Below are 17728 nucleotides of genomic sequence, written 5' to 3' on the forward strand. Positions count from 1 at the left end.
GCCGGACGCGGTACCGCGTTCCCGGCCTCCCTAGCCTCTAGCTCGGTGGCCGGATTACTCCTGGCCGACCTCGAACCGGACGAACTGGGTGATGTTCAGCCCGGCCTCGTCCGCGATCTGCTTGACCGTCTTCTTGTTGTCGACGACCGACGACTGCTCGAGCAGGACGAAGTCCTTGAAGAAGGAGTTCACCCGGCCCTCGACGATCTTGGGCAGAGCCTTCTCGGGCTTGCCCTCCTCCTTGGCAGTCTCCTCGGCGATGCGGCGCTCGGACTCGACGACCTCGGCCGGCACGTCCTCACGGGTGAGGAAGCGCGGCCGCATGGCGGCGATCTGCATGCCGATGCCACGGGCGTCCGCGTCGGCCGCCTCGTCGTTCTTGCCCGAGTACGCGACCAGGACGCCGACCTGCGGCGGGAGGTCCTGCGCCTTGCGGTGCAGGTAGACCGCGACGGTGCCGTCGACGATCACGAAGCGGTTCAGGACGATCTTCTCGCCGATCTTGGCGGCGTAGTCCTGGATCGTGTCGGCGACCGACTTGCCGTCCTCGAGCACGGCGGCCGAGAGGGCGGCGGCGTCGGCGAGCTTGTTCTTCGCGCCGAACTCGACCAGACGCTGACCCAGCGCGACGAAGTCGGGGGTCTTGGCGACGAAGTCGGTCTCGCAGTTGAGCTCGAGAAGCGCGTTCTCGAAGTGCGACACGATGCCGTTGGCCGCGGTGCGGCCGGCACGCTTGCCGACGTCCTTGGCACCCTTGATGCGCAGGAACTCGACAGCCTTGTCGAAGTCGCCGTCCGCCTCGTCGAGGGCCTTCTTGCAGTCCATCATGCCGGCAGCGGTCAGATCGCGGAGCTTCTTCACGTCCGCGGCGCTGTAGTTAGCCATGACTCTCTCTCGATGTCAGTTCGGGTTTGGCTGACTTATTCGGCGGGGGTGGCGGCGGCCGGCACGGGCTCGGCAGCCGGGGTCTCCGCAGCCGGGGCGTCCGCAGCCGGGGCCTCCGCAGCGGGGGCGTCCGCAGCCGGGGCCTCCGCGGCGGGAGCGTCGGCGGCCTTCTTCTCGGCGCCCTCGTACAGGTCGCGCTCCCACTCGGGCAGCGGCTCGCCGGCGGCGACGGTGCCCGGCTCGGGCTTCTCGTCGGCGCCACCACGGCCACGGCCGGAGCGGGCGATCAGACCGTCGGCCACGGCGGCGGCGATGACCTTGGTCAGCAGTTCGGCCGAGCGGATCGCGTCGTCGTTGCCCGGGATCGGGAAGTCGACCTCGTCCGGGTCACAGTTGGTGTCGAGCACCGCGATGACCGGGATGCCCAGCTTGCGGGCCTCGTCGACGGCGATGTGCTCCTTCTTGGTGTCCACGACCCAGATCGCCGACGGCGTCTTGGTCATGTCACGCAGACCGCCGAGGGTCTTGGTGAGCTTGGTCTTCTCGCGGAAGAGCTGCAGGGTCTCCTTCTTGGTGTACCCGGCGGCGGTGCCGCTCAGGTCACCCAGGGCCTCGAGCTCCTTCATGCGCTGCAGGCGCTTGTACACCGTCTGGAAGTTGGTGAGCATGCCGCCCAGCCAGCGGTGGTTCACGTACGGCTGGCCGACGCGGGTCGCCTGCTCGGCGATGGCCTCCTGCGCCTGCTTCTTGGTGCCGACGAAGAGGATGTGGCCACCCTCGGCGACGGTGTCACGCACGTACGCGTAGGCCTTCTCGATGTAGTCGAGGGTCTGGCGCAGGTCGATGATGTAGATACCGTTGCGCTCGGTGAAGATGAAGCGCTTCATCTTCGGGTTCCAGCGGCGGGTCTGGTGCCCGAAGTGGACACCGCTTTCCAGCAGCTGGCGCATGGTCACGACGGCCATGGTGGGTTGCTCCCTGTCGTCCCTGGTTGGCGCGCTCACCGGCGGTGAACGCCCTGGTGCCCGGTCGCCGGCCACAGTCGGACCCGAGATGATCGAGACCAGGGAGGGCCGTCGCCGCCGAGTTGTTGATCGACCCGGCAGAGGGCACGCGAGGTCGGCCGCGCTAGGCGGTCGCCGGCAACCAGCATACGCCAAGCTTCGAGCGGCCTCTTATCCCGTCGCCAGCCCGGCCGCGACCAGCAAGATCAAACCCACCGGGAGGTACGCCACCGGGGGCCGCACCCAGGCCTCACGGGTGATCGAACCGCCCTTGGCCACCGCGAACAGTCCGATACCGGTCAGCGTGAAGCCCAGCGTCAGCAGTACGGCGGGAACGATCGCGCCGGACGACGGGGTGCCGGTGAACGTCGCACCGAAGAGAAGACGGACGACCGGGATCAACAGGACGATCATGACGATCGCGACGAGGAAGGACGTCGTGGACCGCTTGCTCTGATAGACGGGAGCGCGCGGCGTGACCGGAGGCACCAGGGTGGTGGGCTCGGCCACCTTCTCCTCCACGCCGGCGGACGGCTTGATCGTCGGATATTCCGGCCCGCGGACCGGGACCCGCACATCCGTCTCGGCCGGCCGGGCATGACTACCGGTCGTCTCCGGCCGCTGTTCGGGCAGGCGGAAAGCGCCGCTCGGCCGTTCATGAATGCCCGAGTCGTACGGGTTCCCGATCTGATGGGACCCGGAGGCCTCGGGGCTGGTGCTCCGGGAGTACTGACCGCCCGAGTACCAGCTCGGCTCGGAATCGTCGGCGTAGCGGTGTCCTTCCACGATGTCGCACCGTAGGTGACCACGGTCGCCGATGCCACACGTGGGTCCATAACACACCGATCCGGTGACTCTGCGGTTTTCCACAATCGCGCTGCGTCCACAGGGCCCGGCGCACGAGGCCGCGGTTCGCGGCACGGTGTCCGCCATGACGACGCAAAGACGGGCGGTTGGCGCGTACGGCGAACGGGTCGCCGCCCAGCATCTCCGCGATCGGGGACTCGTGATCCTCGACCAGAACTGGCGCTGCCCCGAGGGCGAGCTCGACATCGTGCTGCGCGACGGCGACGACCTCGTCATCTGCGAGGTCAAGACCCGCCTCGGCGGCACCTTCGGCCGGCCCGCCGAGGCCATCACGCCGCGCAAGGTCCGCAAGCTGAGGCAGCTCGCCCGCAAGTGGCTCGACGAGAGCGGGGTGCATCCGCGCGAGGTGCGCTTCGACGTCGTCGAGGTGCTGCCCCAGAAGAAGGGCGCCACCCAGATCAACCACACCCGAGGGGCGTTCTGATGAGCTACGCCCGCGTGCTCTGCGTCGGCCTGGTCGGCATGACGGGCCATCTCGTCGAGGTCGAGGCCGATCTCTCCCCCGGACTCCCGGCGGTGGTGCTGACCGGATTGCCGGACACGGCGCTGCACGAGGCACGCGATCGGGTTCGGGCGGCCGTGGTCAACTCGGGTCGCCAGTGGCCGAATCGCCGGATCACGGTCAACCTGCTCCCGGCCGCCGTGCCGAAACATGGCAGCGCCTTCGACCTGGCCATCGCCGCCGCCGTCCTGGCCAGTGCGGGTGAGCTGCCGCTGGCCCCGATGGACGGCGTCGTGGTCCTCGGAGAACTGGGCCTGGACGGCGCCGTGCGCCCGGTGCGCGGGGTACTGCCGATGGTCGCCGCGGCCGCCGGCGCCGGGATCCACCGGGTCATCGTGCCGCTGGGCAACGCCCGCGAGGCCACCGTGGTGCCCGGCATGACCGTACGGGCCGTCGACAGCCTGCATCGGCTCGTCGGATTCCTCAGCGAGGGCGCCGACCTCCTGGAACCACCACCCGTCGCCCCGTCGCCCCCTTCTTCGGGCCCCGATCTGGCCGACATGGCGGGCCAGGAGATGGCTCGCTACGGCCTCGAGGTCGCGGCGGCCGGCGGTCACCATCTGTCTTTGTTCGGACCGCCCGGCGCCGGGAAGACGATGCTGGCCGAACGGCTGCCGTCGATCCTGCCCGAGCTGGACGACTCGGCGTCGCTCGAGGTGACGGCCCTGCAGTCGATAGCCGGGATACTGCCGCCGAGCGGCGGCCTCATCCGGCGGCCGCCATTTCAGGCGCCCCACCACACGGCGTCCACAGCAGCTTTGGTCGGAGGTGGAGTCGGGCTCGCCAGGCCGGGCGCGCTGTCGCTCGCCCACCGCGGTGTGCTCTTCCTCGACGAGGCAGCGGAGGTACGCAGCGCGGCCCTTCAGGCTCTGCGCCAGCCTCTGGAGACGGGACGGGTGGTGCTGGCCCGAGCCCAGGGAACGATCGAATATCCCGCCCGGGTGCAATTGGTGACGGCGGCCAACCCGTGCCCCTGCGCGAATCCCGCCGGCGACCAGCACTGCACCTGCACGCCTCTGGTGCGCCGGCGCTACTTGGCCCGGCTCTCCGGTCCGCTGCTCGACCGCATCGACATCCGGCTGACCCTTCAGCCGTTGACGGCCGCTCAACTGCTGACGGCGAACAAGCCCGTGGCGTCCTCGGCCGAGGTCGCGGAGAGGGTGGCGAAGGCTCGCGCGGCCTCGACCGCGCGCTGGGAACGAGTCAACGGCGAGGTGCCGGGGCCACAACTGCGCCGGCCGCCGTGGAAGTTGCCGGCCTCGGACACCGCGGAGCTCCAGAAGGCCCTCGACCGGGGGATGTTGTCGGCGCGCGGCTTCGACCGGGTGCTGAGGCTGGCCTGGACGATCGCCGACCTGGACGGGCGGGACCGGCCGGCCCGCGACGAGGTCATCGAGGCGATCCAGCTGCGGATGGGCGAAGGCCGTGGCTGACGACATCGAGCGGGCCGCCCGCGTCGCCCTGACCTGGCTGGCCGAGCCGGGCAACCGGACGGTGTGGTCGCTTGTGGAGGCGGTCGGGGCGCCCGAGGCCCTCGACCGGCTGGTGCGGGGCGAGGTGGAGAGCAAGGCGATTCAAGCGGCCGTACGGGTGAAAGAAGCCGACCTCCGTCCTGATCGCCTCCGGGAACTGACCGTCGAGCGGGCCCGCCGGCTCGGGGCGCGGATCGTGGTGCCGTCCGACGAGGAGTGGCCGCGCCGGGTCGAGTCGCTGGCCATGCTGTCGCTGGAGGGTCGCGGGCGGATCGTCGAGGACGTACGGCCGCCGTTGTGTTTCTGGGTGCGCGGGGCGTGGCCGCTGGGCGAGACGCTGGAAAGGTCGGTCGCGGTGGTCGGCGCGCGGGCGGCGACGCCGTACGGCACCCATGTCACCGGCGAGATCGCCTACGGCCTGGCCGAAAAGGGCTGGTCGGTGGTCTCGGGCGGGGCGTTCGGCATCGACGCGGCGGCGCACCGGGCGGCGATGGCCGCGGGCGGGCGGACGGTCGCGGTGCTGGCGTGCGGGGTCGACCGGCCGTACCCGGTGGGTAATTCGGCGATGTTCGAGCACATCGCGGAAACCGGCCTGCTGATCAGCGAGTGGCCACCCGGCGCGGAACCGCTGCGGCACCGCTTCCTGATCCGCAACCGGGTGATAGCGGCCGCGACGGTCGGCGCGGTGATGGTGGAGGCGGCGGCCCGCAGCGGTGCGGCACAGACGATGAGCCGGGTGCTGGCGCTGAACCGGACGGCGATGGTGGTGCCGGGCCCGGTGACCTCGGCGGTGTCGGTGGGCTGCCACGAGCTGCTGCGCGAGCGGCCGGAGGCGATCCTGGTGACCGGGGCCGGCCAGGTGCTGGAGGCGGTCGGCCGGGTCGGCGAATATCTGGCCGACCCGCCCCGCGGCCCCGCGCACGCGCGGGACTCGCTGGACGAGGAATCGGCGCTGGTGCTGGAGGCGGTGCCGAGGCGTGGCACAGCCTCACCGGAGGAACTGGCGGCGAAAGCCGGCCTGGACTTGCGGACCGTACTGCGCCGACTGTCCCTTCTGGAGGTGGCCGGCATGGTCGTACGCCATGGGGCCGCGGGCGTGGCGCTGGTCCGTTCCCGCGCGTCACCCACGCCGCCCGGACCAGATCCTTCGCCGCCCGACCGGCACGGCTGAGAGGCGCCGCGCCTTTCGGCCCGGTCGCCCGGAATTTCCCTCCGGCGCGGCTCGACGTCCACGCCGGCGGATCAGTCTTCGGAGTCGTCCAGGTCCCGGCGGTGCACCTTCATCCACGCCTCGACGTCGTCGGTCATCCACACCTTGCCCTGAGCAAGGTCGGCGACCGGCTTGGGAAAGTCGGCGCGGCTGGTGATCTGGTACGCACGCTGCCGGCTGACCCCACCCAGTCGGATGCGGATCTCGTGCGCCCCCATGAGCCGGATCGGTTTCGCTGCCACATGATCGACCGTAGGCGCGAGACTATTAGTCAGTCATAAAGTTGATAGGAGACACCTAGTCATGAGTCATCTATGCTGTCATCATGACTAGGCGACGCCAGAGCCACCCGCCGGTGCCCGTGTCACCCACACATCGACGCACGTGGCGCACTTTCTGGCGCCGATGCACCTGCGGCCTGCCCGCACCCTGCGTCGACCGCCTGGTCCCCGCGCCACCACTGCCCTTCCCTGTCCGTACCCCGTCCCACCTGCAAACTCTCCCCGATCCTCCCGACCGCGATCCCCTCCACCCGCGACCGTCCCCCGCTCTCCCCTACCGCAGTCCTTTCCACCCACGGGCCGCTGCCACGGCGCCCCACCCCAAGCTCTTCCCCGCACCCGCCTTAGCCCCACAAGCCTTCGCGCCACCGCCTTATCGCAGCCCCGTCCACCCGCAGAACCCCAACCATCCCCACCCGATCACGCTCCAACACAGCAGAGGAGGTCATCAGGCCGATCCCCGGTATCCCTGCCACATATGCCGCCCGGCGGGCACAGCCCTCCACTCCGGAGGCCCCCAACCCGCCGGGCGGCAACCCCCTCATGCACAACCGCTCAGACCCACCGTTCCCCTGGACCACACCGAACGGGGGCGGCCGCCGTCACTCCAGCCGGCCTGACGGCGGCCGATCCCCCTGACCCACCACCCGAGCGCCGCCCCGCCCCGTCGACAGCGGAATCACAACCACCCGACGAGCGGCGCGACGCCAGATAAATGGCCGCGGCGCACGCGAGTGGCCACCCCCGCTTCCCGACGTCTGGCGGCGCCCGGGAGGCCGACCTCCTCGGCGGGCGCCGGCGCTGATCCCCGTCGGCGCCCGCCGAGGAACGGCGGTGGATGGCAGGCGACCCACTCACCGCCACAGCTCGGACCACCGCCCTGCACCGGTGGTCCGAGCCAGTCCAGCACCAGCCGCCAACAGCGACCACAGCAAGGCCGCCAACATGCGCACCACAACCCACGCGAACGCCGACCCGCGCAGCACACCCCGACTGCTGCTGCCCAGACCGCGAGCCCTTCCCGTCACCATCGGACACAGCGCCGTCCGGCCGAGCACTTTCGGCCCCACCCAGGGCGATCAGGTCCGTCCGGGCCCAGGCCGGTCCAGCGCAGGCCGATCAGTCCCCATCCAGCCCAGGCCGGTCCGCCCCAAGCCGATCCGCCCTCATCCGCCCAGCCCATTCCGGCTAGGCCGACCAGGCCCCATCCAGCCCAGACCATTCCAACCCGGACCGATTCAGCCCATGGCATATCCAGCCCAGACCGATCCAGCCCAGACCATTTCAGCCCAAGCCGATCCAGCCCAAGCCGATCCAGCCCAAGCCGATCCAGCCCAAGCCGATCCAGCCCAAGCCGATCCAGCCCAAGGCGATCCAGCCCAAGCCGATCCAGCCCAAACCGATCCAGCCCAAGCCGATCCACACCCACGCGGCCTTGGGTAAGTCCTGCCCAGTCCGATCCAGCGGGGTTCGACCTGCCCTAACTTCCCCAGCGGGGCGCGGGACGGCCGGGAGCGCGGGGTGCGGCGCGGGAACGCGGAGCCCGGCGGGAGCGCGGGGCGCGGGACGGCCGGGAACCCGGGACGCGGCGCGGGACGGCCGGGAGCGCGGGGTGCGGCGGGGGAACGCGGAGCCCGGCGGGAGCGCGGGGCGCGGGACGGCCGGGAACCCGGGACGCGGCGCGGGACGGCCGGGAGCGCGAGAGGGTGGCGCGGGGCGCGGGACGGCCGGGAACCTGGGGCGCGGCGCGGGACGGTCGGGAGCGCGAGAGGGTGGCGCGGGGCGCGGTAGCGCAGCGCGGGGCAACGCCGGCACTGAACGGTCTGGGGCGGCGCGGGTCGGGGTGTGATTGAACGGGCGACGGCCGGGGCCGACGGCGCTGGTGCGCTCGGTGGACTGTCGCCCGCCCTGCTGCGCGATCAAGCTCGGCCTTCTCAAGCGCGGCATGTTCATCGTACTAACGATCATTCGTACGTACAATATGACGGAACGATGTGATCACGTAAACTGTGAACATGATCGATCCTTCAGCGGACCGCGCGGTGTTTCGCCAATTGGCTGACCTGCTCCGCAATCAGATCGAGTCTGGGGAGCTGGGGCCCGGTGAACCGCTGCCCAGTGAGCTGCGCCTGGCGCAGGAGTATGGGATCAGCCGCACCACTGTTCGCCAAGCCATCGGCCAGCTGCGGACGGAAGGGCTAGTCACCGTCGATCGGCCGCGCGGCACGTTCGTCCGGGTGCCGGAACCGACCGAACTGATCGCCCTGGGCCGCGGTGAGCGGGCCGGGGCGCGCATGCCCACCGACGCCGAGCGCCGCAAGTATCGGCTGGGCGAGGGCGTGCCGGTTCTCGTGATCACCGCCACCGACGGCACCGAAACCGTTCACCCCGCCGACCGCGTCCAGCTCACCCGGCCCTGACCGCCACCGGGCCGCGGGTGGACGCGGGTGGGAAAGCGCGTCAGAACAGGTCGTAGTTGGCTCGGGCCAGGGCGAAACCGTGGCCCGACTTGCTGTCCTCGCAGGTCAGGGATCTGGCTGTGCTGTCGCAGCGGATCGAGCCGGCGCGCAGGGCCTGGCCGTACTCCAAAGTCTGGGTGGCGGAGCCCGCCAACGAGTCGCCGGCGCAGGTGAAGCCGGCCTTTCCGGACTCCAGGAACATGCCGTTGCCCCACGCCTGCTGGCAGTCCTCGGGCTGCGGTGGCGGGGACCAGCTTTTGTCGAGGATGTCGCAGCGGACCGTGACGGTGGTCAAGGCGCAGACGATGTTCTTCGACGGCGACTGGAACGTCGCGTCGGACACCTCCTTCACGGGGCTGCCCAGGCCGGCGACCGCCGACGGCAGTGGCGCCGGGGAGGAATCCGTGGGTGAGGGGGTGCCGGAACCCTCGAAGAGGGAACAACCGGAGAGTGCGGCCAGCAGGGCCAGGGCCAGGAAGCGACGGAAGCGTGCCATGGTGTTCGGCAGTGTAGTGCCGATCGGCCAGCGTGGGAGCTTGACGAGAGCCGGGTGGAGCGATGACGGTCGACGCGATGGATACGCGGGAGATGCACGAGCGGCTGCCGGAGGCGATGCGGCAGGCCGTCGACGACTTCGGGCGCCATCTGGCGCAGGTCGACAACCGGTCGGTCCACACCGTACGGGCCTATCTGGGTGACGTCGTCTCGCTGCTCGACTACGCCGTCCGTCAGGACGTGCTCTCGGTCGGCGACCTCGACCTGGGTGTGCTGCGGGGGTGGCTCGCGTCCCGGATGCGAGACGGCGCGGCCCGGACCTCCCAGGCCAGGCGGGCGACCGCGGCGCGTACGTTCACCGCGTGGGCGTCCCGCAGCGGGCGGATCGGCGCCGACCCGGGCGCTCATCTGTCCAGTCCGCGGGCCCACCGCACTCTTCCCACAGTTCTTCGAGCCGACCAGGCCACCGCCCTGATGGAGACGAACGGACCGGAGGCGGCGGAGGGGCTGCGGAACCGGGCGGTTCTGGAACTGCTTTATGCGACCGGTGTACGGGTCAGCGAGCTCTGCGGCCTCGACCGCGCCGATCTCGACGAGTCGCGGCGGCTCGTGCGGGTCTTCGGCAAGGGCGCCAAGGAACGCGCCGTCCCCTATGGCCTCCCGGCCCAGAAAGCGCTCGACGACTACCTCAAGCGTGGCCGCCCCCTGCTGGCCGCCGCGAAGGGGGACGGCGCGAAGGGGGACGGCACCAAGGCGGGAGGGGCGAGGGAGGGCCGCCTGAGGGCACCCGGAGCGGAGAGCGGTGGGGACGCTCTGTTTCTGGGGGTCAAGGGTGGGCGGCTGCAGCCGACCGTCGTCCGGCGGATCGTCGACGCGGCGGCTCGGGAGGCGGGGCTGCCGCACACCAGGCCGCACGATCTGCGGCACTCGGCCGCCACGCACCTGCTCGACGGTGGGGCGGATCTGCGGGCCGTACAGGAACTGCTCGGGCATTCCTCGCTGTCGAGCACGCAGATCTACACGCACGTGTCCACCGAGCGGCTCCGGGCCGCCTTCAAACAGGCGCACCCCCGGGCGTGACCCCGTACGATCAGGGGGTGAGCGCCGGAGAACCGCCCGCAGCCCTTCCCGGCGCCCGTCTTCTCTTCTCGCTCGACCCGGGCGTGTCCTATCTCAACCACGGCTCCTTCGGCGCCGTCCCGATCGGCGTGCAGCGCGCCCAGCAGCGCCTCCGCGACGAGGTCGACGCCAACCCGATGGCCTTCTACGCCGGTGCGGGGCTGATGGACCGGGTCGTCCATACCCGACGGCACCTCGCCTCCTTCCTCGGCGCCGACCCGGACGGCAGCGCCCTGGTCGCCAACACCACCACCGGCGTCTCCCTCGTCCTGCAGTCCGTGCGGCTCGAGTCGGCCGACGAGGTGCTGCTCACCGATCACGGTTACGGCGCCGTCGCCTTCGCCGCCCGCCGGCAGTGCCGCCGGGCCGGCGCGACCGCCCGGACCGTCGCCCTGCCGCTCGGGGCGAGCAGCGCCGAGGTCGTCTCGCGGATCCGAGCCGCGCTGCGGCCGGGCAAGACCAAGCTGCTCGTCGTCGACCAGATCGCCTCGGCCACCGCCGCCTGCCTCCCGGTGCGGGAGATCGTCGCCGCCGCCCACGAGCACGACATCCCGGTGCTCGTCGACGGCGCGCACGTGCCGGGGCAGCTGCCGGTCGAGGTGGCCGCGATCGGCGCCGATTTCTGGGTCGGCAACCTGCACAAGTGGGCTTTCGCCCCGCGCGGCACGGCCCTGCTCTCCGTCACCCCGCCGTGGCGGCGGCGGATGGAGCCGCTGGTCGTCTCGTGGGAGCAGGATCAGGGCTATCCGGCCGCCGTCGAATATCAGGGCACCATCGACTACACGCCCTGGCTGGCCGCCCCGGCCGGGCTTTTCACGCTCCGCACGCTCGGCTGGGAGGCCGTACGCCGCCACAACGCGGCCCTGGCCGCGTACGGCCAAAGGGTCCTGGGTGAGGCTCTGGGCGTGACCGATCTTCCCCACCCGGGCCACCCGGAGGTCGCCATGCGGATCGTGCCGCTGCCGTCGGGTCTGGCCACGACCGCGCCCGAGGCGTTCGCGCTGCGGACCCTGATCAGCGAGAAGCTGGCCACCGAGACCGCTGTGAACGCCTGGGGCGGGCGCGGCCTGCTCCGGCTGAGCGCGCAGGTCTACAACCGGGCCGAGGAGTACGACCGGCTGGCCGAGCGGCTGCCACAGCTGTTGCATGGCTTAAAGCGGCAGTAACCGCACCCGGCCCAGGCCGAGCAGCGCCAACGGGTCGAGGTAGAGCTCACCGCGCCGGAGACCCCAGTGCAGGCCCGGGTGACCGGCCTCCAGGGCGCCGATCACCGCGCCGCCCGCCACCACGTCGCCCTGGGCCACCGAGGCGGTCACCGGCTCGTACGTGGTCCGCAGGCCACCGGCGTGGGCGATGCTCACGACGCCGCGCCCGGCCAGCTCACCGGCGAACACCACCGTCCCGGGGCCGGCCGACAGAACGGGCGCGCCCGGCGAGCCGGAGAGATCGACCCCGCGGTGACCGGCCAGCCACGGTTGCGCGGGCGGGTCGAACCGGCGCACCACCGTGGGCGCCGCCAGGGGCCAGCCGAAGGACAGGACGGCGAGCAGGAGACCGAGGAAAGGCATGGCCGAAACCCTGCCGCCTCCCCAAGGTCGAAAAAAGGGGCTGTGGATAACCCGCTAGTTGCCGAAGCCCGCGTCGTCCGGCAGCGAGATGTCCGGCTTCTCCAGCTCTTCCACGTTGACGTCCTTGAAGGTCATCACGCGGACGTTCTTGACGAACCGGGCCGGCCGGTACATGTCCCAGACCCAGGCGTCGTGCATCTCGACCTCGAAATAGACCTCGCCGTCCGAGTTACGCACGTGCAGATCGACCTGGTTGGCCAGGTAGAAACGGCGCTCGGTCTCCACCACGTAGGAGAACTGGCGGACGATATCGCGGTACTCCCGGTAGAGCTGCAGCTCCATCTCGGTCTCGTACTTCTCGAGATCCTCTGCGCTCATCGCTTTTCGCCCTCCATGGCCTCATCTTCCCCCACACACGGCGACGGCTGAGGCTGGTCGCCCGACGCCACGCCGACGGTACCCCCAACGACGCCGGATGGCGCAAACAGTACCGGCGGGGCCTCGGCCGGAACGGGGCGGCGGGCCCGGGGCGGCCGGTTGCCGCGCCCGGAGGCCGCGGCCACGTTCACGTACGAGAACCGGTGCTCGGCGCACGGCCCGTGCTCGCGCAGGGCGGCCGTGTGCTCGTCGGTGATGTAGCCCTTGTGCACGGCGAACCCGTACGCCGGGAACTGGTCGTGCAGTTCGACCATCAGCCGGTCCCGGGTGACCTTGGCCAGCACGCTGGCCGCCGCCACGCACGCCGCCACCCGGTCGCCTTTCCACACCGCCAGGCCGGGCGCGCCCAGGCCGTCGACCGGGAACCCGTCGGTCAGCACGTACTCCGGCGGGGTGGCCAGCGAGGCCAGGGCGCGGCGCATCGCCGCGAGGTTGCACACGTGCAGGCCGCGGGCGTCGACCTCAGTGGGCGGGATGATCACCACCGACCAGGCCAGGGCCCGGGCCACGACCTGGTCGTAGACGCGCTCGCGGGCGGCCGCGGTCAGCAGTTTGGAGTCGGCCAGCTCGTCGATCTCGCCGCGCTTGCCCTCGGGCAAGATCGCGGCGGCGGCCACCAGCGGGCCCGCGCAGGCGCCCCGGCCGGCCTCGTCGGCCCCGGCCACGTGGCGGAAACCCCGGCGCTGGAGCGCGCGCTCCAGCGCGTACAGACCGCCCTCGCGGCGGACCACCGTGCGGGGAGGAGACAGCATCACAGGCCCCGCAGCAACTTGGGCAGCTCGACCGGGTAGATCAGCTCCGAGCTGGCCTCGATCTCCTCGGCCGACCACCACCGGTGCTCGGTGATGGTCTCCTGCTCGTCGTCGTCCATGCCGGCCATGTCGATCTGGATCTCGGTGACCCGCAGCAGGAAGAAGTCTTGATCCTGCCGATAGTCGCGGCCGCTGTAGCTGAACTCGCTGACCTCGCGCCAGTACGAAGACCCAAGATCGGCGGGGGACACGCGCAGACCGGTCTCCTCGAACAACTCGCGCGCAGCACCCTCGGCCGGCGATTCGCCGTCAAGAAGACCCCCGCCGGGGGTGAACCACCAGCGATGGCCCGGACGGGCCGGGTCACCGCCGTGCAGCAGCAGGGTGCGCCCGGCCTGATCGACGAGGAGCACCCGACCGGCGCGTCGGTTGATGACGGTCACGCGAACAAGCCTATTGCGCCCGGCGTGGATCTTACGACCGGGTGTTACTTCGCATCGGGGATGGCGTCGAAGCCGTCCGGCACCGAGAGCCAGGTCGCGCGGCTGACCGGCCAGAAGACCGTGAAGGCGCGGCCGACGACCGAGTCCTCGGTGATCGTGGCCTGGGTGATGTCGTGGTCGCTGTCCTGGTAGTGCTCCAGGGAGTCACCGGACGCGGCCCGGTGGTCGCCCATCACCCACAGCCGGCCCTCGGGCACGACGACGTCGAAGTTGGTGCTCGCCGGCGGGTCCTGGGTGCCGTCGGAGTCCTTGTAGATGTACGGCTCGTCGAGCGGCACGCCGTTGACGATCAGCTTGCCGGTGCCCGTGTACTGCACGTGGTCGCCGGGGGTGCCGATGATGCGCTTGATGAAGTCCTCGCCCTCGGCGCCGGACTGCCACTCCTTGGGCGCCTCGAACACGATGATCTCGCCACGCTTCGGTTCCCGGAAGTCGTAGACGAGCTTGTTGACGAGCACCCGGTCGAGCACGTTGAGCGTGTGCTCCATCGAGGGGGACGGAATGTAGAACGTCTGCAGCACGAAGGCGCGGACCAGTACGGCGACGAGGATCGCCACACCCAGGAGGATCGGAAGTTCGCGCCAAAAGGAACTTTTGCGCTTCGGCTCCGTCTGCTCGTCAATCACGATGGGAGCCTACGACGCCGAATCGAGAACGGCAGTCCGGAACGCGCGGATAACGCCCCACTTAAGAGAAAAGGAAGTGCGAAAAGTTCCGTCGAAGGACTGTTCCGGCGCTCCGGGAGGCCGGCCGCGGTGGGGTGGTTCTCGGCGTACGTCTTCCACACGTCGGGCACCGAGAGGCTGGTGAACCGGCTGCTGGGCCAGACGATCACGAAGGCCCGGCCGATCACGTTGTCGATCGGCACCGGCCCCTGGCATCGGGCGTCCTGCGAGACCTCGCGGTGGTCGCCCATGACGAACATCTCACCCGGTGGGACGGTGACCTCGGTGAAGCGCCGGCTGGTGCACTGGTTCGGGTTGGGCGGCTGGTTGAGGTCGGAGTTGAAGCCGTCGGCGATGTACGACTCGTCGATCCCCACGCCGTTGACGGTGATCCGGCCCTTGGCGTCGCAACAGGCCACCTTGTCGCCGGGCAGCCCGATCACCCGTTTGATGAAGTCGCGCTCACCCGGCCGGCTCACCCCGACGAGGTCGCCGACGGTGCGGCCGAGCTTGGCCACGAACGAGTTGCTGACCTCTTCGGTCACCTCGGGGGCCCAGTTGTCGGTGCCGCGGAAGACCACGATCTCGCCGCGGACCGGGTCGCGCATGTCGTACACGACCTTGTTGACCAGGACCCGGTCCTTGATCTCCAGGGTGCTCTGCATCGACCCACTGGGGATGTAGAAGGCCTGCACCAGGAAGGTGCGGATCAGCACGGCGAGACAGAAGGCCACGATCAGCAGGAGCGGCAGCTCCTGCCAGAGCGGCATCTCCTTGCGCCGGATCATGGACCGCCGCCGTCGCTCGGACGGCCGGTAGCCCTCCATCGGTTCCACGCTTCGCATCTCCCGCCGCCGACCGAAACCGCCCCGGATACAGCACTACCGCCCGAGTATCTCCCTAGGGAAACTTACGGGCGGTAGCACAGGATCGATCAAGATCAGACGGTCTGCTTCTCGCGAAGCTCCTTGATCTTGGCCTTCTTGCCGCGGAGCTCACGCAGGTAGTAGAGCTTGGCGCGGCGGACGTCACCGCGGCTCACGACCTCGATGCGGTCGATGGCCGGGCTGTTGATCGGGTAGGTCCGCTCGACACCGACGCCGAAGCTGATCTTCCGGACCTTGAAGGTCTCCCGGAGGCCGGCGCCCTGCCGGGCGATCACGACGCCCTGGAAGATCTGGACGCGGGAACGGTTACCTTCGACGACTCGCGCGTACACCTTGAGGGTGTCGCCGGCCCGGAAAGCGGGAATGTCGGTGCGCTGCGACTGGGCGTCGAGAGCGTCCAGCGTGTTCATCGCTGCATCCTCGTACTCAAAGGCGCACCGGGAGTTCGGTGCGCGGCGGGTGATCCTGGCCCCTCACCACTTCAAGGAGCCCTCGATCCCACCCCACGGCGCGGGGCGAAATCGGCAACCTCCCTACTTTGCCACAGAGGGAGGCGTGATCTGAAATCCGCCCTCGTCCAGAGCCGCCCTGTCTTTTTTGTCCAAAAGTTCCGAAGGGTACGCCGCCATCATGTCCGGCCGGCGGGAGGCAGTCCGCAGAAGGCTCTGCGACCGGCGCCACCGGGCAATTCGCCCATGGTCTCCCGATCGCAAAATTTCCGGAACTTCCCGATCGCGCCACGAAGCAGGTTTCGTGTAAACGGGCGCTTCGAGCAAACCGGCCGAGTGCGACTCCTCATCCAGCGACGAGGCGTTCCCCAGCACCCCGGGCAGCAGCCGGGTGATGGCCTCCATGATCACGATGACCGCGACCTCGCCACCGAAGAGCACGTAGTCACCGAGTGAGACCTCGAGCACCGGCATCCGCGCGGCGGCGTCGTCGATCACCCGCTGATCGATGCCCTCGTACCGCCCGCAGGCGAAGATCAAATGATCGAGAGAAGCCAGGGAGTACGCGTCGGCCTGGGTGAACGGCTTGCCGACCGGCGACGGAATCACGAGCGTGCCCGGCCCGACCGCGTCGAGGGCCTGCCCCCACGGCTCGGGCCGCATGACCATGCCGGGCCCACCGCCGTACGGCGTGTCGTCCACCGTCCGATGAACGTCGCTGGTCCATTTCCGCAGATCGTGCACGTCCACGGAGAGCAGCCCGGTCGATCGCGCCTTGCCGATCAGCGACAGCTCGAGCGGCGCGAAGTACTCCGGGAAGATCGAGATGATGTCGACGCGCATCAGAGGTCCAGCAGGCCCTCGGGCAGATCGACGACGATGCGCCCGCCGGCGAGGTCGACCGTGGGCACGATCGCGCTCACGAACGGGATCAGCGCCGTACCGCCGTCGGTCTTCTTCAGAACGATCAGATCCGAGGCCGGCGCATGATCGATGCGAGCCACGTCGCCGTAGACGAAACCGGAAGCGGACTCGACCCGCAGGCCGACCAGCTGGTGGTCGTGGAACTCGTCCGGGTCGTCCGGCGCCGCGATGGCGGAGCTGTCGACCTGGAGCCACACCCCGCGCAGCGCCTCGGCGACGTTGCGGTCGTAGACGTTCTCGAACTGGGCGATACCGCGGCCTTGATGCCAGCGGATCTGCTCCAGCACGAGTTGCTTGGGCACTTCATATTTGGCACCGGCGGGAACGGCCGCCGGGCCGGTGCTGACACGGCGGTCCTTGGGGACCTCCGTGACGAACACCGACCCGGGGACGAAACGTTCTTCCGGTTCATCGGTACGCACGACCACCGAGACCTCGCCCCGGATCCCGTGCGGCTTACCGATCTGGCCGACTACTAGAAGCATCGATCAGTACGCGTCGACGATGTCCACGCGGATGCCGCGCCCACCGATCGACCCGATGACCTGCCTCAGGGCCTTGGCCGTACGCCCGCCGCGCCCGATGACCGTACCCAGGTCCTCGGGGTGCACGCGGACCTCGAGCCGCTTGCCGCGGCGCGAGTCGACCAGTCGGACCCGGACGTCGTCCGGGTTGTCGACGATGCCCTTGACGAGGTGCTCCAGCGCCGGCCGGAGCGCCCCGTCAGCTCGCGTCGGCGCCGGCACCGGCCGGGTCCTCTGCGGTCTCGGCGACGGCCTCACGGTTGGGCTCGTCGGGCTTGGCGGCCTTGGTCTGCGCCGGCTTGGCCTCGGCGGCCTCCGGAGCGGCGGCGACCTTGTCAGCCTTCTTGGGGGTCTTGGCGGGCGTCTCGGCGACACCGGCGGCGGCCTTGGCCTCAGCCTCGTACACCTCGGCGCGGCTCTGCTTCGGCTCGGCCACCAGCAGCGGCGGCGGAGCCGGCAGGCCCTTGAACTGCTGCCAGTCGCCGGTCTTCTCCAGGATGCGCTGCACGGCCTCGCTCGGCTGCGCGCCGACCGAGAGCCAGTACTGCACCCGCTCGGACTTGACCTGGATCACCGAGGGGTGTTCCTTCGGCTGGTAGATGCCCACGTACTCGATGGCACGGCCGTCGCGCTTGGTGCGCGAGTCGGCAACGACGATGCGGTACTGCGGGTTGCGGATCTTGCCCATCCGCAGAAGCCGGATCTTTACGGCCACGGTTGTCTT

Annotated in this window: 23 protein-coding genes; 6 read left to right on the forward strand and 17 right to left on the reverse strand. The window is 70.2% G+C overall.

Annotated elements, in window-relative coordinates; genetic code table 11:
* Positions 1-54 precede the first annotated feature (54 nt).
* The 3 genes from tsf to AB0C26_RS05580 form a co-directional block, all read right to left on the reverse strand.
* The gene (gene tsf / locus AB0C26_RS05570; RefSeq protein ID WP_360241962.1) at positions 55-885 is read right to left on the reverse strand and encodes a translation elongation factor Ts; all 831 of its coding nucleotides are present in this window, start codon (positions 883-885) and stop codon (positions 55-57) included.
* Between the two features lie 35 nt (positions 886-920).
* Positions 921-1850, reverse strand: a complete 930-nt coding sequence (rpsB, locus tag AB0C26_RS05575) for a 30S ribosomal protein S2 (protein WP_360241965.1) — start codon at positions 1848-1850, stop codon at positions 921-923.
* Positions 1851-2060: 210 nt separating this feature from the next.
* The gene (locus tag AB0C26_RS05580; protein WP_360241968.1) at positions 2061-2675 is read right to left on the reverse strand and encodes a hypothetical protein; all 615 of its coding nucleotides are present in this window, start codon (positions 2673-2675) and stop codon (positions 2061-2063) included.
* 145 nt (positions 2676-2820) lie between these two features.
* On the opposite strand from AB0C26_RS05580, the gene AB0C26_RS05585 reads away from it, so the two are divergent.
* The 3 genes from AB0C26_RS05585 to dprA are packed head-to-tail and all read left to right on the forward strand — an operon-like array spanning position 2821 to position 5901.
* Positions 2821-3180: a YraN family protein gene (locus AB0C26_RS05585; protein WP_360241971.1), complete on the forward strand. Its 360-nt coding sequence runs from the start codon at positions 2821-2823 to the stop codon at positions 3178-3180.
* Entirely contained in the window at positions 3180-4691 is a 1512-nt protein-coding gene (locus tag AB0C26_RS05590; RefSeq protein ID WP_360241974.1) for a YifB family Mg chelatase-like AAA ATPase, read from the forward strand. The genes AB0C26_RS05585 and AB0C26_RS05590 overlap by 1 nt, the downstream gene beginning before the upstream one ends.
* Positions 4684-5901 (forward strand): DNA-processing protein DprA, encoded by a 1218-nt coding sequence (dprA, locus tag AB0C26_RS05595; protein ID WP_360241977.1) that lies wholly within the window; start codon positions 4684-4686, stop codon positions 5899-5901. The genes AB0C26_RS05590 and dprA overlap by 8 nt, the downstream gene beginning before the upstream one ends.
* A gap of 71 nt (positions 5902-5972) precedes the next feature.
* Here the strand turns inward: dprA and AB0C26_RS05600 are convergent, their stop codons facing one another.
* Both AB0C26_RS05600 and AB0C26_RS05605 read right to left on the reverse strand, forming a co-directional pair.
* Positions 5973-6158, reverse strand: coding sequence for a DNA-binding protein (locus AB0C26_RS05600; RefSeq protein WP_097318473.1), 186 nt, complete (start codon positions 6156-6158; stop codon positions 5973-5975).
* 1347 nt (positions 6159-7505) lie between these two features.
* Positions 7506-7646 carry a hypothetical protein gene (locus tag AB0C26_RS05605; protein WP_360241980.1) on the reverse strand — a complete coding sequence of 47 codons (141 nt, stop codon included), beginning with the start codon at positions 7644-7646 and terminating at the stop codon, positions 7506-7508.
* A gap of 590 nt (positions 7647-8236) precedes the next feature.
* Here AB0C26_RS05605 and AB0C26_RS05610 point away from each other — a divergent pair.
* The gene (locus AB0C26_RS05610; RefSeq protein ID WP_360243565.1) at positions 8237-8641 is read left to right on the forward strand and encodes a winged helix-turn-helix domain-containing protein; all 405 of its coding nucleotides are present in this window, start codon (positions 8237-8239) and stop codon (positions 8639-8641) included.
* Positions 8642-8681: 40 nt separating this feature from the next.
* On the opposite strand, the gene AB0C26_RS05615 is transcribed toward AB0C26_RS05610, so the two are convergent.
* Positions 8682-9176: a DUF6636 domain-containing protein gene (locus tag AB0C26_RS05615; RefSeq protein ID WP_360241983.1), complete on the reverse strand. Its 495-nt coding sequence runs from the start codon at positions 9174-9176 to the stop codon at positions 8682-8684.
* 77 nt (positions 9177-9253) lie between these two features.
* Here AB0C26_RS05615 and AB0C26_RS05620 point away from each other — a divergent pair, with 77 nt between their 5' ends.
* Positions 9254-10255: a tyrosine recombinase XerC gene (locus AB0C26_RS05620; protein ID WP_360241986.1), complete on the forward strand. Its 1002-nt coding sequence runs from the start codon at positions 9254-9256 to the stop codon at positions 10253-10255.
* Between the two features lie 17 nt (positions 10256-10272).
* A complete protein-coding gene (locus tag AB0C26_RS05625) occupies positions 10273-11460 on the forward strand; it encodes an aminotransferase class V-fold PLP-dependent enzyme (protein WP_360241988.1) in 1188 nt (395 codons plus the stop codon).
* Here the strand turns inward: AB0C26_RS05625 and AB0C26_RS05630 are convergent.
* The 11 genes from AB0C26_RS05630 to rpsP all read right to left on the reverse strand — a co-directional run bounded on the left by AB0C26_RS05630 (position 11446) and on the right by rpsP (position 17719).
* Positions 11446-11862 carry a M23 family metallopeptidase gene (locus AB0C26_RS05630; RefSeq protein ID WP_360241990.1) on the reverse strand — a complete coding sequence of 139 codons (417 nt, stop codon included), beginning with the start codon at positions 11860-11862 and terminating at the stop codon, positions 11446-11448. The genes AB0C26_RS05625 and AB0C26_RS05630 overlap by 15 nt on opposite strands.
* A gap of 54 nt (positions 11863-11916) precedes the next feature.
* Positions 11917-12240, reverse strand: a complete 324-nt coding sequence (locus AB0C26_RS05635) for a DUF2469 domain-containing protein (protein WP_097318465.1) — start codon at positions 12238-12240, stop codon at positions 11917-11919.
* A complete protein-coding gene (locus tag AB0C26_RS05640) occupies positions 12237-13052 on the reverse strand; it encodes a ribonuclease HII (RefSeq protein ID WP_360241993.1) in 816 nt (271 codons plus the stop codon). Before AB0C26_RS05640 ends, AB0C26_RS05635 begins: the two co-directional genes overlap by 4 nt.
* A complete protein-coding gene (locus AB0C26_RS05645; protein ID WP_360241996.1) occupies positions 13052-13495 on the reverse strand; it encodes an NUDIX domain-containing protein in 444 nt (147 codons plus the stop codon). Before AB0C26_RS05645 ends, AB0C26_RS05640 begins: the two co-directional genes overlap by 1 nt.
* A 44-nt stretch (positions 13496-13539) precedes the next feature.
* The gene (lepB, locus tag AB0C26_RS05650; RefSeq protein ID WP_360241999.1) at positions 13540-14181 is read right to left on the reverse strand and encodes a signal peptidase I; all 642 of its coding nucleotides are present in this window, start codon (positions 14179-14181) and stop codon (positions 13540-13542) included.
* Positions 14178-15047, reverse strand: a complete 870-nt coding sequence (gene lepB / locus AB0C26_RS05655) for a signal peptidase I (protein ID WP_360243568.1) — start codon at positions 15045-15047, stop codon at positions 14178-14180. The genes lepB (AB0C26_RS05650) and lepB (AB0C26_RS05655) overlap by 4 nt, the downstream gene beginning before the upstream one ends.
* Positions 15048-15160: 113 nt before the next feature.
* Complete coding sequence (rplS, locus tag AB0C26_RS05660; protein WP_360242002.1) at positions 15161-15517, reverse strand: 50S ribosomal protein L19; 357 nt, start codon at positions 15515-15517, stop codon at positions 15161-15163.
* Between the two features lie 123 nt (positions 15518-15640).
* Complete coding sequence (gene trmD / locus AB0C26_RS05665; RefSeq protein WP_360242005.1) at positions 15641-16399, reverse strand: tRNA (guanosine(37)-N1)-methyltransferase TrmD; 759 nt, start codon at positions 16397-16399, stop codon at positions 15641-15643.
* Positions 16399-16965, reverse strand: a complete 567-nt coding sequence (gene rimM, locus AB0C26_RS05670) for a ribosome maturation factor RimM (protein WP_360242008.1) — start codon at positions 16963-16965, stop codon at positions 16399-16401. The genes trmD and rimM overlap by 1 nt, the downstream gene beginning before the upstream one ends.
* A 3-nt stretch (positions 16966-16968) precedes the next feature.
* Positions 16969-17226 carry an RNA-binding protein gene (locus tag AB0C26_RS05675; protein ID WP_014447131.1) on the reverse strand — a complete coding sequence of 86 codons (258 nt, stop codon included), beginning with the start codon at positions 17224-17226 and terminating at the stop codon, positions 16969-16971.
* On the reverse strand, positions 17204-17719 hold the full coding sequence (gene rpsP / locus AB0C26_RS05680; protein ID WP_360242011.1) for a 30S ribosomal protein S16: 516 nt from the start codon (positions 17717-17719) through the stop codon (positions 17204-17206). The genes AB0C26_RS05675 and rpsP overlap by 23 nt, the downstream gene beginning before the upstream one ends.
* Between the last annotated feature and the right edge of the window lie 9 nt (positions 17720-17728).

This window comes from Actinoplanes sp. NPDC048796 (assembly GCF_040650035.1).
GTDB lineage: Bacteria > Actinomycetota > Actinomycetes > Mycobacteriales > Micromonosporaceae > Actinoplanes.

Bases quoted from the DNA above. Each gene is read 5' to 3' on its own strand.
- tsf (WP_360241962.1), bottom strand. From the start codon at position 885: ATGGCTAACTACAGCGCCGCGGACGTGAAGAAGCTCCGCGATCTGACC.
- rpsB (WP_360241965.1), bottom strand. From the start codon at position 1,850: ATGGCCGTCGTGACCATGCGCCAGCTGCTGGAAAGCGGTGTCCACTTC.
- AB0C26_RS05585 (WP_360241971.1), top strand. From the start codon at position 2,821: ATGACGACGCAAAGACGGGCGGTTGGCGCGTACGGCGAACGGGTCGCC.
- AB0C26_RS05590 (WP_360241974.1), top strand. From the start codon at position 3,180: ATGAGCTACGCCCGCGTGCTCTGCGTCGGCCTGGTCGGCATGACGGGC.
- AB0C26_RS05600 (WP_097318473.1), bottom strand. From the start codon at position 6,158: ATGGGGGCGCACGAGATCCGCATCCGACTGGGTGGGGTCAGCCGGCAG.
- AB0C26_RS05610 (WP_360243565.1), top strand. From the start codon at position 8,237: ATGATCGATCCTTCAGCGGACCGCGCGGTGTTTCGCCAATTGGCTGAC.
- AB0C26_RS05615 (WP_360241983.1), bottom strand. From the start codon at position 9,176: ATGGCACGCTTCCGTCGCTTCCTGGCCCTGGCCCTGCTGGCCGCACTC.
- AB0C26_RS05620 (WP_360241986.1), top strand. From the start codon at position 9,254: ATGGATACGCGGGAGATGCACGAGCGGCTGCCGGAGGCGATGCGGCAG.
- AB0C26_RS05630 (WP_360241990.1), bottom strand. From the start codon at position 11,862: ATGCCTTTCCTCGGTCTCCTGCTCGCCGTCCTGTCCTTCGGCTGGCCC.
- AB0C26_RS05635 (WP_097318465.1), bottom strand. From the start codon at position 12,240: ATGAGCGCAGAGGATCTCGAGAAGTACGAGACCGAGATGGAGCTGCAG.
- AB0C26_RS05640 (WP_360241993.1), bottom strand. From the start codon at position 13,052: ATGCTGTCTCCTCCCCGCACGGTGGTCCGCCGCGAGGGCGGTCTGTAC.
- lepB (WP_360243568.1), bottom strand. From the start codon at position 15,047: ATGGAGGGCTACCGGCCGTCCGAGCGACGGCGGCGGTCCATGATCCGG.
- rplS (WP_360242002.1), bottom strand. From the start codon at position 15,517: ATGAACACGCTGGACGCTCTCGACGCCCAGTCGCAGCGCACCGACATT.
- trmD (WP_360242005.1), bottom strand. From the start codon at position 16,399: ATGCGCGTCGACATCATCTCGATCTTCCCGGAGTACTTCGCGCCGCTC.
- rimM (WP_360242008.1), bottom strand. From the start codon at position 16,965: ATGCTTCTAGTAGTCGGCCAGATCGGTAAGCCGCACGGGATCCGGGGC.